Source organism: Empedobacter sp. GD03861 (genome assembly GCF_029840885.1).
Lineage (GTDB): Bacteria > Bacteroidota > Bacteroidia > Flavobacteriales > Weeksellaceae > Empedobacter > Empedobacter falsenii_B.
This window is the reverse complement of record NZ_JAOCDJ010000001.1, coordinates 114,172-131,964: the sequence shown is the minus strand read 5'-3', so window position 1 is coordinate 131,964 and position 17,793 is coordinate 114,172. Positions and strand designations below refer to the sequence as shown.

17 protein-coding genes are annotated in these 17,793 nt (G+C 31.4%); 4 read left to right on the top strand and 13 right to left on the bottom strand.

Translation table 11 applies throughout. The features are described 5' to 3' along the window. Positions 1 to 11: 11 nt before the first annotated feature. The 11 genes from N5D03_RS00660 to N5D03_RS00610 form a co-directional block, all read right to left on the bottom strand. Positions 12 to 1,241, bottom strand: a complete 1,230-nt coding sequence (locus tag N5D03_RS00660) for a 3-phosphoshikimate 1-carboxyvinyltransferase (RefSeq protein ID WP_038333240.1) — start codon at positions 1,239 to 1,241, stop codon at positions 12 to 14. Positions 1,242 to 1,243: 2 nt separating this feature from the next. Then, the gene (locus tag N5D03_RS00655; protein WP_038333238.1) at positions 1,244 to 1,570 is read right to left on the bottom strand and encodes a nucleotide pyrophosphohydrolase; all 327 of its coding nucleotides are present in this window, start codon (positions 1,568 to 1,570) and stop codon (positions 1,244 to 1,246) included. 88 nt (positions 1,571 to 1,658) lie between these two features. After that, positions 1,659 to 3,674 (bottom strand): DUF3857 domain-containing protein, encoded by a 2,016-nt coding sequence (locus tag N5D03_RS00650; protein WP_280050666.1) that lies wholly within the window; start codon positions 3,672 to 3,674, stop codon positions 1,659 to 1,661. A gap of 8 nt (positions 3,675 to 3,682) precedes the next feature. Continuing rightward, on the bottom strand, positions 3,683 to 5,575 hold the full coding sequence (locus tag N5D03_RS00645; RefSeq protein WP_280050665.1) for a DUF3857 domain-containing protein: 1,893 nt from the start codon (positions 5,573 to 5,575) through the stop codon (positions 3,683 to 3,685). A gap of 19 nt (positions 5,576 to 5,594) precedes the next feature. After that, on the bottom strand, positions 5,595 to 6,044 hold the full coding sequence (gene dtd, locus N5D03_RS00640; RefSeq protein ID WP_038333231.1) for a D-aminoacyl-tRNA deacylase: 450 nt from the start codon (positions 6,042 to 6,044) through the stop codon (positions 5,595 to 5,597). 135 nt (positions 6,045 to 6,179) lie between these two features. Next, entirely contained in the window at positions 6,180 to 6,452 is a 273-nt protein-coding gene (locus tag N5D03_RS00635) for a hypothetical protein (protein ID WP_038333228.1), read from the bottom strand. Between the two features lie 102 nt (positions 6,453 to 6,554). After that, positions 6,555 to 7,475 (bottom strand): ribosome small subunit-dependent GTPase A, encoded by a 921-nt coding sequence (gene rsgA, locus N5D03_RS00630; protein WP_038333226.1) that lies wholly within the window; start codon positions 7,473 to 7,475, stop codon positions 6,555 to 6,557. A 6-nt stretch (positions 7,476 to 7,481) separates the two neighbouring features. Next, a complete protein-coding gene (locus N5D03_RS00625; protein WP_115002148.1) occupies positions 7,482 to 8,561 on the bottom strand; it encodes a bifunctional 3-deoxy-7-phosphoheptulonate synthase/chorismate mutase type II in 1,080 nt (359 codons plus the stop codon). A gap of 125 nt (positions 8,562 to 8,686) precedes the next feature. Beyond that, a complete protein-coding gene (locus N5D03_RS00620) occupies positions 8,687 to 9,535 on the bottom strand; it encodes a prephenate dehydrogenase (RefSeq protein ID WP_219034018.1) in 849 nt (282 codons plus the stop codon). Beyond that, a complete protein-coding gene (locus N5D03_RS00615; protein WP_280050664.1) occupies positions 9,532 to 10,674 on the bottom strand; it encodes an aminotransferase class I/II-fold pyridoxal phosphate-dependent enzyme in 1,143 nt (380 codons plus the stop codon). The genes N5D03_RS00620 and N5D03_RS00615 overlap by 4 nt, the downstream gene beginning before the upstream one ends. Beyond that, positions 10,671 to 11,492 carry a prephenate dehydratase gene (locus N5D03_RS00610; RefSeq protein WP_219034020.1) on the bottom strand — a complete coding sequence of 274 codons (822 nt, stop codon included), beginning with the start codon at positions 11,490 to 11,492 and terminating at the stop codon, positions 10,671 to 10,673. The genes N5D03_RS00615 and N5D03_RS00610 overlap by 4 nt, the downstream gene beginning before the upstream one ends. A gap of 243 nt (positions 11,493 to 11,735) precedes the next feature. On the opposite strand from N5D03_RS00610, the gene N5D03_RS00605 reads away from it, so the two are divergent. Further along, entirely contained in the window at positions 11,736 to 12,431 is a 696-nt protein-coding gene (locus N5D03_RS00605) for an ATP-binding cassette domain-containing protein (protein WP_219034021.1), read from the top strand. Positions 12,432 to 12,465: 34 nt separating this feature from the next. Here N5D03_RS00605 and N5D03_RS00600 read toward each other — a convergent pair whose 3' ends face one another. After that, positions 12,466 to 12,978, bottom strand: a complete 513-nt coding sequence (locus tag N5D03_RS00600; protein WP_125348934.1) for a thioredoxin family protein — start codon at positions 12,976 to 12,978, stop codon at positions 12,466 to 12,468. 62 nt (positions 12,979 to 13,040) lie between these two features. Between N5D03_RS00600 and N5D03_RS00595 the strand changes: the two genes are divergently transcribed. Together N5D03_RS00595 and ychF are read left to right on the top strand one after the other, a co-directional pair. Beyond that, on the top strand, positions 13,041 to 13,442 hold the full coding sequence (locus tag N5D03_RS00595; protein WP_280050663.1) for a hypothetical protein: 402 nt from the start codon (positions 13,041 to 13,043) through the stop codon (positions 13,440 to 13,442). Between the two features lie 84 nt (positions 13,443 to 13,526). Beyond that, entirely contained in the window at positions 13,527 to 14,618 is a 1,092-nt protein-coding gene (gene ychF / locus N5D03_RS00590; RefSeq protein WP_125348936.1) for a redox-regulated ATPase YchF, read from the top strand. Between the two features lie 55 nt (positions 14,619 to 14,673). Here the strand turns inward: ychF and N5D03_RS00585 are convergent, their stop codons facing one another. Then, complete coding sequence (locus N5D03_RS00585; protein ID WP_114998290.1) at positions 14,674 to 15,813, bottom strand: methionine aminotransferase; 1,140 nt, start codon at positions 15,811 to 15,813, stop codon at positions 14,674 to 14,676. Between the two features lie 107 nt (positions 15,814 to 15,920). Here N5D03_RS00585 and N5D03_RS00580 point away from each other — a divergent pair, with 107 nt between their 5' ends. Then, positions 15,921 to 17,771, top strand: a complete 1,851-nt coding sequence (locus N5D03_RS00580; protein ID WP_125348938.1) for a DNA topoisomerase IV subunit B — start codon at positions 15,921 to 15,923, stop codon at positions 17,769 to 17,771. Positions 17,772 to 17,793 lie beyond the last annotated feature (22 nt).

The window sequence follows — 17,793 nt, the reverse complement described above, 5'->3', positions numbered from 1 at the left end:
TTTGTTATATTTTAAATCGATTTAATTTCAAAACCTAATTGTTTCCAGTCTTCCCAAAATGTTGGATAAGATTTTTCTACGACCATTTCATTCTCAATTCGAATTGGGTAAATTTGCGACAAAGGCGCCATACACATTGCCATTCTGTGGTCGTTATATGTTGCTAAAGTAGGCGTTTTTTCAAAATTATTATAACCTTCTATCGTTAATGAATCGTTTGTAATTGTTATAATTGCTCCAAATTTTTCCAACTCATTTTTAAGTGCGATTAAACGGTCGGTTTCCTTGATTTTTAGTGTTTCTAAACCAGTTAAATGACATTTTGTTTTCAATCCCACACAAGTTGCAGCAATTGTCTGTGCAATATCTGGAGTATTGATTAAATTTAATTCGATGATAGATTTTGGTATGAAATTATCTTCATTTTTCAATGTTAAAACTCCATTTTCAAAAGTTGAAATTACACCAAAATTTTCTGCATAAATATGTTGCAAAGCTGAATCTCCTTGTAAAGAATCTTCGAAATAAGTTGAGATTTTAATTTCAGAATTCTGCGATAAAGCAATCAAACTATAATAATATGAAGCTGAACTCCAATCAGATTCTACTTGTAAAGTTTTAGCTTTGATGTTTTCAGTAAAAGGAATTTTGATTGTATTTCCTTCGAAAATTGCATTAATTCCAACTTTATTCAATAATTGAATTGTCATTTGAATATAAGGAATAGAAATAATTTTTCCATCCAAATTAATCGTTAATCCATTTTCTAATTTCGTTCCAATCAAACATAAAGCAGAGATATATTGAGAACTAATGTTAGAAGGGATTGTAATAGAATCTTTCGTTATTTTTTTTCCAACAATCGATAAAGGTGGATAACCTTCGTTTTCTTGATACGAAATTTCTGCACCCAGCTCATTCAAGGCATCAACCAAAACTTTTATTGGACGTTGTTTCATTCTTTCAGAACCTGTCAACGTTATTTTTCGTCCATCTTGAATAGAAAAATAAGCCGTTAAAAATCGCATGGCAGTTCCCGCGTGGTGAATATCAACTAAATCACTTTTGTTCGCTAACGCTTTTTGCATTAATTGAGAATCTTCAGAATTTGAAACATTTTCTAATGTCAAAACATTCTCAAATAATTGACTTAATAACAACAAACGATTGCTTTCGCTTTTAGAACCTGTGATGGCTAATTGATTGTTTATCGGAGATTTTAGAGCAGAAATTTCAATCATATTTATTTTAATTTATCATTATTTTGATGACGATCGTGGTCACGTTTTGTTTTATAATCTAATTTTTTGTAAAAAGCTGATTCTAAATCAACACCTGTTTGATTTGCCAAACAAAGCGCTACAAAAATAACATCTGCCAATTCTTCGCCAAGATCTTTGTTTTTATCAGATTCTTTCTCCGATTGTTCACCGTAACGACGCGCAATAATACGTGCAACTTCTCCTACCTCTTCAGTTAATTGTGCCATATTTGTTAATTCGTTAAAATAACGAACACCATGTTCTTTTATCCAATTATCAACGTCTGTTTGTGCTTGTTTAAGGCTCATCTTATTTTAAATTTTAAAAGTTAAAGGTACAAAAATAAAAAGCCAACTCGTATTTGGAGTTGGCTTTATTCGATGTTTAGAATATTTTTTATTGTTTTACCAAAATCACTTGCTGACTTTCTGCATTAATAATATTTGTTAAAAATTCTTTCAATGGTTTATAGTATTGTGCAGGTAAAATACTGTATGGAATAACTTTTTGGGCTTGAGCGATAATAAAACCATCTTTTTCAATTACTTTATATGCATATCCACCAGCTTGATCGGGCATTGTAAATTGCTTTTCAGTTGGTAAAGATTCGACTTTGTAACCTTCTGGAATTTTAATTTTAACTGTATTTGTATTCGTAGTTGGTGCACCAAACTCAATATTGTAATTACGTTGATCTAGATTTAAATTATGTTTTGTATTCGCAACAAATAAAAATGGATTGAATAATATTTTATTTCCAGCCACATCTACTTTTACATCATCAAATTTGAATTGATGACGAATTACATTTTGTTTGTTATCTTGTGTTTTAAATTCTGAAATTTCAAAATTATAATCTTCTACAAATTCTTTTTCGAACGCTTTTGGATCATCTGCGATTTCACTTTTATCAAACATATAAAAATAATTATCGCGAACATTCGAAAAAATTCCAGTTAATGTTCCGTCTGCTTTTAAATCTGCCGTAATTGATATTTTATCATTGGTCATAACCGAATTACGAAGAGGAACTTCTTTTATTCCTTTGTCATTTACCATAAATCCACGATCGTTAATTGCTCGAATTGGTAATAAATTAATTTGAGCATTTTTATCAGTTGCATCCATTAAATAAAATTCATTATCTATTGTTGCTCCAACAATTACATAATTCAATTTGCTACGTGAAGGAAACGAATAATTGATTAAACCATTTTGCAACGTACTCAAAACAATTGGATTTGCGTCTAATCCGGCTTTACGCAACATAGCTGTTAACATAAGATTGATATCCGCTGAATTTCCAGATTTTTCGTTAAATGCTTTTCGGATTCCTTTATCTGTATATTGACCTAAATAATCATTCCAAGCCATGTTGTTTTTTACATAATTGTAAATTGCTTGAGCTTTTTCAATATTTGTAGATTTTCCAACAATTGTAGCGTTTACAGTTTCATCTAAAAAATTATTCCCATTTAATTGTCGACCAAACTCTTCATGATCCATCAAATCTTTACCAATACGTTCCCATGTTGTAGAAAAATTTTCTGAAGTTCTTCCTGGTGCAATAAAAGAAGCTAATTCGAACTGTACACTTGCTAACATATTTCTTGGATTAAGTACATATGCTTCGCGAGAATAAGAAGGTAAATTAGTTAATGAATAGGTTAGTGTATTGATTTTTAATTTTATATTTTCTGTTGTGGCTCCTTGTTTACCAATACCTCCGTTAAATGTAGCTCCTCTTTGTCCAAATGAAGTACTTGTAAACGTATCTTCCTTTGAATTTTTTGAAATTTTCGGAGCAAATCCACCTCTCAAATCTTGTTGATAATTAAAGTATTCCTGATTTTGGAACGTAAAATTACTTGTAACTACAGGAATAGATCCTTGAAAATACCACGTATCAGTATTTCCATAGAAAGGGGAAATAATTTCGTACGTATATTCTAGGATCGATCCATTTTTTACATTAGGAAATGTAAACGTTTGTTTATCCATAAAACGATGGACTTTATCTAAGAAAATATCTTTTTTCTCAACTTTTTGTTCAACAATTTTACCATTTTCTAAGTTATAAGTAATAGCTTTTAAGGAGATTAATTTATCTTGATCAGAGCCAGAACTTTTGTAAAGAGGAATTTCAACTTTCAAAACATCATCTGGTGTTTTATCTTTATCAAATACAATTATTCTATAAAAAACTTTCTTTGTTTGCTCAACACCTCCTTGACTGGTATTAAAAGTGACTTTATAATTTCCGTCGGCATATAAAACTTCAGCAGGAGCATCAGCTTGAATTGAGCTTTTTGTTTTCTCGAAATCTTGTTTTGAGAGTTTTCCAAATTTCACATCTTGTGCAAAGCTCGAAACGGTTGCAACAGTAGCAACAATTGTAAATATTGTTTTCATAAATAGTGTTATAATTTTTCTAAAATTAGTTTTGTGTTGTCGTAACCCGAAATTTGTCTTCTAAATTCTACATATTCGTTGTATTTTTCTTTCGAAAAAGTTCCAGAAAATTGTTTGTAAATTCGTTTGATTTCGAATGTATTATTTTCTTTTGGATTGATTTCTAATTGATACTCTCCAAAAGCAGATTTCACGGTAATTGCATCAAATTTTTGTGGCAATTTATAACCAGAAGGAAGCGTCAATGTATAGAAAACTTCGTCAACATATCCTGTTTCGATGTTGAAATCAAACTTTCTGTCTTTCATTTTTTTGACAGAAGTCTCTTCTTTATTTACTGGAATAATATTCAGAATGATGTTATTTCCTTGAATTTTAGCATAATTTGGTGCTGAAAACTCGAAATTTGAAGTAAAAACAGCATTTTTCCAATCATTATTAAATTCTTTCTTTTTGAATGATATTCCTTGCAAATAAGAAAAACGATTTTTTAGACGAACATCAAGATCTTTTTCGCTTAATTGATTAAATCTTGCAAAATTCTCATAAATCAAACCTTTGGAAGTTTCAGAAAAATCAAAATTTAATGTTCCATCTGCTAAAAGTGTTGCATTTCCATTGACGAATAATTGATTATCTTCTGTTTTGAATTGTTGCGAAGGAATAATTTTTCCGCCTTTTTCATCAACAATTAATACTTTTCTATTTCCTGCAAAATCACCTAAATAATTATAAGGAGCTGTTTGACTTGTTGCTTCTAACCAAATATCTTTTCCATTTAGAGGTATATAAACAATCATGTGATTTCCTTGTTGATACATCATTTGTTCATCAATATCAATTGGATTTCCAGCAAATAATATGGTGTGATACGATTTGATATTCACTGCATCTAACATTCCAATCATATAATTAGATAAGGCTTTGCAATCGCCATAACTTTTGCTCTCAACATAAGAATTTGGAAAAGGCGAAAGTCCTCCAATTCCCAGTTGTACGCCAATATATCGAACTTTATTTTGCAAATATTTGTACAAAATCTGAACTTTTTCTTCGTCCGATTTTGCATCTTTTACCATATTTTGAAAAGTTGATTTTTGAGATGGAGTAAAATCTAATTTTGAACGAATTAAATTATCAAAAGTCCATTTTCCGTAATCATTCCAATTGTCAAAATTTCCTTTAACACCATCGATATTAATTTGATTTGAAGCTAAAATAGCGCGAGGAAATATTTTTTGACTTCCAACCATTTGATCTTCTTCATTAAATGCCAAAACATTGTTTAATGAATAGCTCAAATTATTGTTATCTCCTGTTTTTGCAATGTCAAAACCTTTAAAATTATCTTCTTTCAATCGAATAGTTGAAGATGTTTTATTTACAAATTGATAAGACGATTTTTCGATTGATAAATTCGCTGCTCGTATAGGTGACCAACGCGGAATCCAAAGTGTATTTTTGTTCGTTGTAATAATTTTATAATGTATCGTGTAAGGATAATTTGTTGGTGTGTAATTCAAATATTTTATACGATCATCCGTGTACATTTGTCCACCTGTTACATAACTTTGGTCACCAAAATCTTTGGTCTTGAATTTTTTAATTTCTTTTCCATTTGCATCATACAAAGTTGCCTCGAATAAGTCAATTTTTGTATTTGCATCATAATTCGCTTGCGCACCAACATAATTATCGCCCGCTTTACTCAAAACCGTTACGACAACGTCTTCCGTATATTTTAATTCATCAACTTTTAGAAGTTCTATTTTTTCTTCATTTTTTCGTACAACAGCATAAGCATCTTTTATCAAATCGGCTGGAATTTGATCGACTGCATAGTTTTGCGCAAAAGAAAATGAACTAATAAAAAAAGTTGAAAAAAGTAGAGTTTGTTTCATTCAATATCTGTTAATCAAGTTATTCTTTATTTTTTGAATCGATAAAAATGGTTACAGGACCATCATTCAACAATTCGACTTTCATATCTGCACCAAAAATTCCTCTTTGTACAGGTTTGAAATTTGATTCTAAAACGTTCAAAAATGTTTCATATTGTTCGTTTGCAACAGCTGGTTTTGACGCTTTGATATATGACGGACGATTTCCTTTTTTCGTAGAGGCATGTAACGTAAATTGAGAAACAACCAAAATATCTCCATTTGTTTGTTGCACATCTAAATTCATCACATCATTTTCATCATTGAAAACTCGAAGTTGAATTATTTTTTTCGAAATCCATTCAAAATCTTCCTTCGTATCATCAGGTTCAAAGCCAACCAAGGTCAAAATTCCACTTTCTATTTTTCCAGTTATTTCTCCATCCACCATTACAGAAGCATGTTGCACACGCTGTAAAATCACTCGCATAAATATTGTTTTAATCGGTATTAAATTGATTGAAATTTAAGAAATTATTAACAAATAAAAAAGCGTTACAACTCATCTTTTAGATGTGTTATAACGCTTGTTGTAATTTAAGTTTAGAAAGCAATCGCTATAGGTTTAAGTTAGTTGGTTAAAATAGATTTCCTCATCTGCAATTATCACATAATCTAGCTCATAGAGCTTCGATATTTGTTTTGCATTAATTAGTTCTTGTTCTATATTTTTTAGTTTATTTTCTTTGTTTTTAGAATTATCGAATTCAGCAGTCCACAATTTATTTGGATTTAATGGTTTCCAATTTAAATCTTCTAAATGCAATAAAAATCTTTCTTTTTGTTCCTTTGTACATTCCACAAAATCTAAAGCGATTTGTACGGATAAATTGCTCATTCAATTAATTTTAACAAAAATAAAATGAGAAGTTGAATTATTTTTACGTGAAACCGTAATTTGAAAAAATAAAAAAGCCATTTCGAAAGAAATGGCTTTTAATTATTTTTCGGTATAAATATCTTCTTCTAAAAAAGTGAGATAATTTTCGTAGCGAGAAACTGCTATTTCACCATTTTCTACTGCATCTCGAACGGCACATTTTGGCTCGTTAACATGTATACAATTATCAAATTTACAATTATGTTTTAAATCTAAAATTTCAGGAAAATAACCTTGTAATTCGGTTTTGTCGATATGAACCAAACCAAATTCTTTAATTCCAGGCGTATCGATAATAAAACCTCCAAAAGGCCATTCGTACATCTGTGCAAAAGTTGTGGTATGTTGTCCTTTGCTATTAAAATCAGAAACTTCGTGCGTTTTTAAGTTTAAATCAGGATTTAAAGTATTCAACAACGTTGATTTTCCAACGCCAGAATGTCCCGAAACCAAACTTACTTTATCTTTCATTCGATCTTTTACAAGATCTAAATTTAGACCAGTTTCAGCCGAAATATCTAGACTTTCGTAACCGATAGAATTGTAAATTGATTTATAAATTTCTAACTCAGCCATTTCATTTTCTGTGTACGAATCCATTTTGTTGAATAAAATTACAACAGGAATATGATAAGCTTCGGCAGTAATCAAAAAACGGTCAATAAAACCAAACGAAGTTTTGGGATTAGAAAGCGTTACAACCAAAAAAGCAACGTCAATGTTAGATGCAATAATGTGCGTTTTTTTGGATAGATTAACAGATTTTCGAATGATGTAATTTTTGCGATCATGAATTTTTGTAATGACAGCAATATCATCTTTGTCAATCTCAAACTCAACCTCATCTCCAACAGCAATTGGATTGGTATGTTTGATATTGGCTATTCTAAATTTTCCCCTAATTCTTGCCTGATAGGTTATACCATCTTCGGTTAAAAGATGATACCAACTACCAGTAGATTTTATGACAATTCCTTTCAATATTGTTTAAATTTTTTCTTCTTTTTTTACCATAATTTGGTTTTGTTGCGCAACAGATTCTTGGTGAATTGCTTGCAATAATTTGTCAACAAAATCTTCAGATAAACCTAAAGAAACTCCTGCTTTTACAGAATTATCTTTGATTTGTTTCCAACGATCTGGCTGAAAAACTGCCACATTATGTTCTTTTTTCAATTCTCCGATAGAGTTTGCAACTTTCATACGTTGAGCAATTGCATCTAAAATAGAGTTATCTAATTCATCAATTTGATGACGTAAATTCTGAATTCCAGTTTTGTAAATTGCATCTGGATCATCAGAAACACGAATTTCTAAATCTTTTAAGATTTCTAATAAACGAGCTGGTGTTACTTGTTGAGCTGCATCAGACCAAGCTTCATCAGGATTGTTATGCGTTTCGATCATCAATCCATTGTATTCGAAATTGAAGGCTTGTTGCGCAACATCGAACAATCCTGTTCTGTTTCCGCAAATATGTGATGGATCACAAATAATTGGCACGTTTGGCAATTTGTTTTTGAAATCTAACGCAATTTGCCATTGTGGATTGTTACGGTATTTTGTCTTTTTGTACGTTGAAAAACCACGGTGAATAGCACCTAAGTTTTTGATTCCTTGACCTTCTAAACGCTCCAAAGCACCAATCCATAAATCTAAATCTGGATTTACAGGATTTTTAACCAAAACTGTTTTATCTGTATCACGTAAAGCTTCAGCAATTTCTTGTACTGTAAAAGGGTTTACCGTAGAACGAGCACCAATCCATAAAACGTCAACATCATATTCTAACGCTAATTTTGCGTGATTTGCATTGGCGATTTCAGTTGCGATTTTCATTCCGAATTCGTCTTTTACTTTTTTCAACCAGTTTAATCCGATTGCACCAACTCCTTCGAAACAGTTTGGTTTAGTACGAGGCTTCCAAATTCCCGCACGGAAAACTTGCACATAATCTTTGTCCAAATCTTCAGCGATTGTCATCATTTGTTTTTCACTTTCTGCACTACAAGGTCCAGCGATAATCATTGGTTTATCGTATTCTTTTATCCAGTTATTGTTTTCCATAACATTTACAAATTTAAGATTTAATATTTATTTTATTTGAGAGTAATTATTTCTATTTTCTTGTCAAACTTAATTTAGTTCAACTTTTATTTTTGATTTGATTCTGAAACAAGTTCAGAATGACTTTATTTATTTAATATTCGACGTATGTCGTTTGTGTTTTTTAAATATTGATGAATATCTTCGGCGTCTTTTTCTTCGATCATTTTTCTGATTTTCGAAATTTGTGTTTGATAAGCATCAATAGCATTGAGTAAATTTTCTCGATTCTGAATCAAAATTGGTGTCCACATATCAGGAGAACTTTTTGCTAAACGAACCGTAGATTCGAAACCAGATCCAGCCATGTCAAAAATTGCATCTTCATTCTTTTCTTCTTCCAAAACTGTTTGTCCTAAGGCGAAAGAAGTAATGTGCGAAAGATGAGAAACGTACGCAATGTGCGCATCATGCGCTTCCGAAGTCATTGTTTTAACATTCATCCAGAGCGATTGATAAATTTTTCTTACTTTTTTTACTGCTTCTTTTTCGCTTTCTTCAACATCACACAAAATCGCAACTTTGTTTAAAAACAACTCAGGAAAAGCAGCTTTTGGTCCAGAATTTTCCGTTCCTGCGATTGGATGTGTGGCAACAAATTGTTTTCTTTTGGGATGATTTGCAACTTTTTTACAAATTCCAGCTTTTGTTGATCCCATATCCATAACAATCGTTTTATCATTAATTTGATCTAAAATCTCTGGTAAAACTTTCTGAATAGAATTAATAGGAACGGCAATCACTACTAAATCTGATTGAGAAAGTGCTTCATTCAAAGGAGCGATTTCATCCACAATTCCTAATTCTAAAGCTTGAATTTGATGTTCAATATTTTGATCAACACCGATTATTTTTTCGGCAACACCAACTTTTTTTAATGCTAAAGCAAAAGAACCTCCGATTAATCCTAAACCGATTACTGAAATTATTTTCATGCTTCTAATATTCTCTTTACTTCAATCAACTTCTCGACAGGTGCGCAAAGTGAAAATCTTATAAATCCTTCACCATTGCTTCCGAAAATACTTCCTGGTGTAATAAATACTTTTTTATTGTATAAAATTTCATCAATAAATTTTTTATCATCTTTTCCTTCTGGAAGCTTCGCCCAAATAAACATTCCTGCTGCATTGGGATTATATTTTACATTTAAAATATCAGCGATTTCCCAAATGATTCTTCGTCTTTCTGCGTAAATTTTTGTTAATTCATCGTACCAAGAATCATCAACTAAAAGAGCTTTTGTCGCGGCTTTTTGTATCGCAAAATTCATTCCCGAATCCATATTTGACTTTACTTTTAGAATAGAATTAATAAAACTTTCTTTTCCAATCACCATTCCTACTCGCCAACCTGCAATGTTAAAGGTTTTGCTTAATGAATTCAGTTCGATACAAACATCTTTTGCACCTTCAATTCCTAAGATGCTTGTCGGTTCATCGTTCAAAATAAAACTATACGGATTATCATTTACGATTAAGATATTGTGACGAGTTGCAAACTCTACTAATTTTCTAAGAACGTCTTTTGGGGCTTTGGCTCCGGTTGGCATATGTGGATAATTGAGCCACATAATTTTTGGTTTTTGCTCGGCTAATTTTTCTAACTGATCAAAATCTGGAAGCCAATCATTTTCATTTTTCAAATCGTAGAATAAAGGTTCTGCTTGCACTAATTCTGTAACAGATGAATAAGTTGGATATCCAGGATTTGGAATTAAAACTTTATCACCTTCATTCAAAAATGCCATCGAAATGTGCATAATTCCTTCTTTAGAGCCCATAAGTGGCAAAATTTCTGTTGAAGGATTGGCGTCTACATCAAATTTGTTTTTGTAAAAACTTGCCATTGCTTCGCGCATTTCTGGAATTCCGCGATAACTTTGATAGCCATTGATTCCGTTTCGTGAACTTTTGATTAATTCCTCGATCACATCTGGATGAGGTTGTAAATCTGGACTTCCAATTCCTAATGAAATGATTGGAATGTCGGTTTTCATGTTCGCTATTTCTTGTAATTTTTTCGAGAAATAATATTCTTGAACACTTTGTAATCGTTGGGCTTCTGCTATCATTTTTTCCCCAGTTTATATTCGCCTAATATTTCTAAATCCGTTAACTTTCTTGCAATTTTTCCAAGCAATTCATAATATTGTTCTTTTTGCTCGAACGTAATGTCAATATGGAAAGAGTATTCCCAAGGTTTTTCAATAATCGGAACAGATTGTATTTTGTCCATATTTATTCCACATTCTGCAATTTGATTTAATACATCTACTAAAGCACCAGCTTTATGTGGAACAGAAAAACGCATCGAAACTTTATTGAAATCTTCGTAATCGTTGTGCTCGCGTTGCAATACAAAAAAGCGAGTAAAATTATCTTGAAACGTCTGAATACTTGAAGCTAAAATGTCTAATCCATATACTTCTGCCGCTTTTCTTGAGGCAATTGCAGCAACATCATTCAAATCTTGCTCAATAATATCTTTGGCTGTTAATGCAGTGTCGATATCATTTACAACGCGCCATGTTGGATGTTTTTCAAGGAACTTATCACATTGTAACAATGCCATTTGGTGCGAACGAACTTCTTTTATATCATCTAAAGTTTGTCCTTTTTTTACCATCAATTGATGTTGAATTGATAAATAAATTTCTCCAACAACTTTCAAATTATATTTCGTTAGCAATGCATAGTTTGGTAAAATTGCCCCAGCAATTGTGTTTTCAATTGCCATGATTGCTTTTTCAACTTTTCCCTTTGCAAGCGACTTTGCTAAAGTTTTGAATGTGTCGCATTCTACAATTTCGATGTCATTTCCTAAATAATTATTGGCAGCTTCGTGATGATATGAACCAATGTAACCTTGTATTGCAACTCTTTCTTTCATTTTTTTCCACAAAAAAAGTCCCACAAATTGCGGGACTTTATATTATCTTATTATGAATGTTAACAATCAATTTTGACAACGCAGTCCCTGCTCTCCTGGATAATATCCAAAAAAGTAAAAAAAGAATGCGTTAAAATAATTGAATGTTGCCATTTCGTTTTTCTAATTGTTCTACAAATCTAAAAAATAATTTTTCAGTTATCCAAATCTTTTTTGCTAATTTTATCGAAAATTTTTCATCAAATGGGAATAATCATTACAGATTTAGTAAAAAAATACGGTGAACAGATGGCTTTAGACAAAGTTTCGTTTTCTATAAATAATGGCGAAGTTGTTGGTTTACTTGGACCAAATGGAGCAGGAAAATCGACATTGATGAAAAGTATTACCAATGCAATAAATGCAGATTCTGGTGAAATTTCTGTGAATGATTTTAATGTTTCGACGCAACCAATTGAATCGAAAAAGTTGATTGGATTTTTGCAAGAAAATAATCCATTGTACATGGATATGTATGTAAGAGAGTATTTGGAATTTGTCACAAATATTCGAAATGTGCCTAAATCAAAAATTGATGAAGTCATCGAAAAAGTAGGTTTATCGCCTGAGAAACATAAGAAAATTCATCAATTATCAAAAGGATATAAACAACGTGTCGGATTGGCGCAAGCGATTATCTCGAGTCCAGAAATTTTGATTTTAGATGAACCTACAAATGGTTTGGATCCAAATCAAATTATTGAAATTAGAGAGGTAATTAAAGAAATTGGAAAAGAAAAAACGGTGATACTTTCGACACATATTATGCAAGAAGTAGAAGCGCTTTGTTCGCGTGTAATCCTCTTGAATAAAGGAAAAATTGTAGCCGATCAAGCGATAGAAGAATTTAAAGGACAATATAAAAACTTGGAAGAAGCTTTTCATGTTTTAACACAATAAAAAAATCCGCTCATTGAGCGGATTTTTTTGTGAATTATTTCTTTTTCAAGATAAAAACTTCTTTGATTTTTTCTGGATCAACTTTATCGTTTTTCGTTGTTTTTTCAAGTTTTGCAATCAAGTGATTTACTTCTTCTTCAGAAGCTGGACCACCAAGATTTTCTCCATTTACGCGAGAATCTTCTAAAACTTTTCCAGTCGAATCTAAAATTACCCAAAAAGGCAAACCTTGATTTTTTCCTCCTAATTTCTCATTGACAGCATCTCCACCAGGAGTTTCTAAATTTTTCTTCTCTGCACGTTCTTGTACAGTAATAAATGTTTTGACATAATTCGCATCAAAATATGGTTTCACAGCTGGATCGTCCATATTTTTTTCCATCTTTTTACACCATCCGCACCAAGAAGCATGAAAAATTAAAAAGACATTTTTATTTTCAACCTTCGCTTGGTTTTGAGCTTTTGTTAATATTTCTGTTGCTGTTTGCGCGTTTACGATTCCTGCGAAAGCAATCATAAAACTTACGATTAAGGCTTTTAATTTCATTGTAATAAGTATTTAAGTAAATGTAAATAAATAATTGTATTTTCAATAAAAAATTAACACTTATGAAACATTTTTTAGGATTTATCTTTTTGCTATTTCTTGTGAGTTGCGCATCCAATAATATAAAAACAATTGAAGGAAAATGGAAACAAGATTTTTTGGATTATAAATCGAAAGTGGTAGAAGTTCCTTTGTCGAAAAGTGATGCGATTATGGATGTTTCAAGAAATAAATCAAAATTAAAAATAGAATTTGATTTTCATGACGATTATGAAAAAGATGTGACAGATTCTGTTGTGTTTAATTTTCCTCAACTCAAATTCAGAAAAATAAATCTTGATAAAACTTCTAATTATTATGATTTAACTTATAATGCGACTTGCGATTGTTTTTATGGTGAAATGAAATCATATTCTGGAAATGTATTAAATATAAAATTGAACAGAGTTTCTTCGGTTAAATAAATTTAATGGAAATCATTATCTTTGCACAAAATTATTAGAACATCGTTCTAATATTCAATCATTAAAAAAAAAGAGACAACATATATGAAATGTGGAATTGTTGGATTGCCTAATGTTGGTAAATCTACTTTATTTAACTGTTTGTCGAATGCAAAGGCGCAATCGGCGAATTATCCTTTCTGTACAATTGAACCAAATGTAGGAACAGTTTCTGTACCAGATACTCGTCTAAATCAGTTAGAAGCAATTGTAAATCCAGAGCGCGTTGTGCCTGCGGTTGTAGAAATTGTAGATATTGCTGGTTTAGTAAAAGGAGCAAGTAAGGGAGAAGGTTTAGGAAATCAATTTTTAGGAAATATCCGCGAGTGTAATGCAATTATTCACGTTTTACGTTGTTTCGAAAACGAAAATATTACACATGTTGATGGTTCTATTAATCCATTGCGTGATAAAGAAACAATTGATATTGAGTTGCAATTGAAAGATTTGGATACAGTTACAAAACGTATCGATAAATCTAAAAAAGCAGCAAAAGCGGGAAATAAAGACGAACAAAAAGTTGTAGAAGTTTTAACAGCTGTAATCGCTCATTTAGAAGAGTTGAAAAATGTTCGTGAGATGGATTTGGACGAAAAAGAGCAAGAAATTGTAGATTCGTTACAATTAATTACTTCTAAACCAGTTTTGTACTTATGTAATGTAGACGAATCTGCTGCAAAAGACGGAAACGAGTGGGTAGAAAAAGTAAAAGAAGCTGTAAAAGATGAGCATGCTGAAGTGTTGATTTTAGCGGCACAAATTGAAGCTGATATCAATGAATTAGAAACGTTTGATGAACGTCAAATTTTCTTAGAAGAATTAGGATTAGAAGAGCCAGGCGTTAATCGTTTGATTCGTTCTGCTTACACACTGTTAGATTTAGAAACTTATTTCACAGCAGGTGTAAAAGAAGTTCGTGCCTGGACAATCAAAAAAGGTTCTACAGGACCACAAGCGGCTGGAGTTATTCATACAGATTTCGAAAAAGGATTTATTCGTGCAGAGGTAATCAAATTTGAGGATTTTATTACATACGGATCAGAATCTAAATGTCGTGAAGCAGGAAAATTAAACGTAGAAGGAAAAGCGTACATCGTACAAGATGGTGATATCATGCATTTCTTGTTTAATGTTTAAGATTTAAATTATATCTATATAAAAAGCTCAATCGAAAGATTGAGCTTTTATTTTTCTACAAACTTTTCAAATTTTCTAAAGCCATTAAAAGTGTTTCATCCTTTTTAGCAAAACAAAATCGAATTACTTTGTTATCTGTTTTATCATGGTAAAATGCTGAAATTGGTATCGTCGCAACTTTATTTTTGATGGTTAACTGTTTTGCAAACTCATCATCAGATAAATCACTTATTTTAGCATAATTTGCACTTACAAAATAAGTTCCTTCGCAAGGCAAAACTTCAAAATTTGTTGAAGCTAAACCTTTAACAAATAAATCTCTTTTTTGTTGAAAAAAATCATTCAAATGCAAGTAATGATCAGGTTTTTCTAAATAATCTGCAATTGCATATTGTGATGGTGTATGCGTAGAAAAAGTATTGAATTGGTGACATTTTCTAAACTCTTTCATCAATTCTTTTTCGGCTAAAATATAACCGATTTTCCAACCAGTTATGTGAAATAATTTTCCGAAAGAACCTACGATGAAAATCTTGTCTTTTACCGATTTCAATTTTGCGAAACTTTGATGCGATTTTCCATCAAATGTAATATGCTCATAAACTTCATCTGCAAGTAAATAACAATTTGAATCTTTTAGGATTTGTTCAAATTGTTTCAAATCATTTTCGGATAAAATTTTTCCTGTTGGATTGTTCGGATTATTAACGATAATTAATTTCGTTTTATCATTAATTTTTTTCTTCAATTCTTCAAAATCGATAGAATATTCAGGATATTTTAGCTGAATTGGAACAATTTTTCCTCCAAATAATTCAACCGTTGGTTGATATAAATCGTAAGCAGGTTCAAAAATAATTACTTCATCATTTGGATGAATTAATGTAGAAACAACATTAAAAATCGCTTGACTTGCACCACTCGTAATGTTAATTTCATTCTGAAAATCGTAATCAGATTGATAAAGATTAGAATATTTTTCTGAAAGTAATACACGCAATTTTTCGACGCCAGTCATTGGCGCGTACTGATTGTAATTTTGTGTTGAATAATAATTTAAACGACTAATTAATTCAGAATCTGCATTAAAGTCAGGAAAACCTTGCGCTAAATTAATCGCTTGATGTTCATTTGCCAATTGACTCATTACCGAAAAAATGGTTGTCGAAACATTGGGTAGTTTAGATTTTATCATATTGGTAAATTAGGTCGTTTTTGCTCAAAATCAAAACAATGAACCTTAATATTTTTAGGAAATTTTTTCTTATTTTTGTAAAACTCGTTTAACACTCAACAACTCAAATGTCAGAATTAGATCAACAAGTAAATTATACGGAAGACAATATCAAAACCCTTGATTGGCGCGAACATATTCGCATGCGACCTGGGATGTATATTGGGAAGCTGGGAGATGGTTCGTCTCAAGATGATGGAATTTATATTTTGTTGAAGGAGATTGTAGATAACTGTATCGATGAATTTGTGATGGGTGCAGGAAAAACAATCGAAATTAATCTGCGCGAAGATGAGGTAACGGTTCGTGATTATGGACGTGGAATTCCGCTTGGAAAAATGGTTGACGCCGTTTCTAAGATGAATACAGGTGGTAAATATGATTCACAAGCTTTCAAAAAATCGGTTGGTTTAAATGGTGTTGGTACAAAAGCTGTAAATGCGTTGTCAACATCGTTTCGAGTGCAATCTATTCGAGATGGAAAAACACGTATTGCAGAGTTTGAGCAAGGGATTTTAGCAAATCAAGAAGATGAAAAAGAAACATCTTTACGAAAAGGAACTAAAATTACATTTATCCCAGATAAATCGATTTTCTTGAATTTTAAATTCAGAAAAGAATATGTAGACAAAATGTTGAAAAACTATGTTTACTTAAATCCAGGATTGAAAATTATTTTCAATGGAGAAGAATTCTTTTCGAAAGACGGATTGAAAGATTTATTGAATGATAATATCGAGGAAGAAACAATTTATGATATCATCCATTTGAAAGGAGAAGATATCGAAATTGCGATGACGCACAGCTCGAAATCATATTCGGAAACGTATTATTCTTTTGTGAATGGTCAAAATACAACGCAAGGAGGAACACATTTAACAGCTTTTAAAGAGGCTGTTGTGAAAACTGTTCGCGAATTTTATAATAAAAATTATGATCCTGCGGATATTAGAAAATCAATTATTGGAGCAATTTCGATCAAAGTAATTGAGCCAGTTTTTGAATCGCAAACAAAAACTAAACTTGGTTCGAATGAAATTGGACCAGGAATGACAACGGTTCGCACGTTTGTAAATGATTTTATCAAAACGAATCTTGACAACTTTTTACATAAAAATACAGAAGTTGCGCAAGCATTAGAACGCAAGATTAAACAATCAGAAACGGAACGAAAAGAGCTTTCTGGAATTCGAAAATTAGCGCGTGATCGCGCCAAAAAAGTTAGTTTACATAACAAGAAATTGCGCGATTGTCGTCAACATTATAATGATCCGAAAGCTGAATTACGTTTAGATACGACTATTTTTATTACCGAGGGAGATTCGGCAAGTGGATCGATTACCAAAAGTAGAAGTGTAGAGACGCAAGCGGTGTTTAGTTTGAGAGGAAAGCCGTTGAATTCGTACGGTTTGACAAAGAAAATCGTTTACGAAAACGAAGAATTCAATCTTTTGCAAGCGGCGCTAAACATCGAAGAAGGATTAGAAGATTTACGTTACAACAATGTTGTAATTGCAACTGATGCTGATGTCGATGGAATGCACATTCGTTTGTTGATTATTACATTTTTCTTACAATTTTTCCCAGAATTGATCAAAGAGGGACATTTGTATATTTTGCAAACACCACTTTTTCGTGTGAGAAACAAGAAGGAAACACGTTATTGTTATTCTGAACCAGAACGTATAAAAGCGTTGGAAGAAGTTAAAAATCCAGAGATTACACGATTCAAAGGATTAGGTGAAATTTCGCCAGATGAGTTCAAGCATTTTATCGGAAAAGATATTCGTTTAGAACCAGTAATGATTGGAAAAGATCAAACCATCGAAAGTCTTTTAGAATTTTACATGGGAAAAAATACACCAACAAGACAAGAATTTATTATTAACAATTTGGCTGTAGAAGCTATTAAAAATTAGAATATTATATAAAAAACTTACT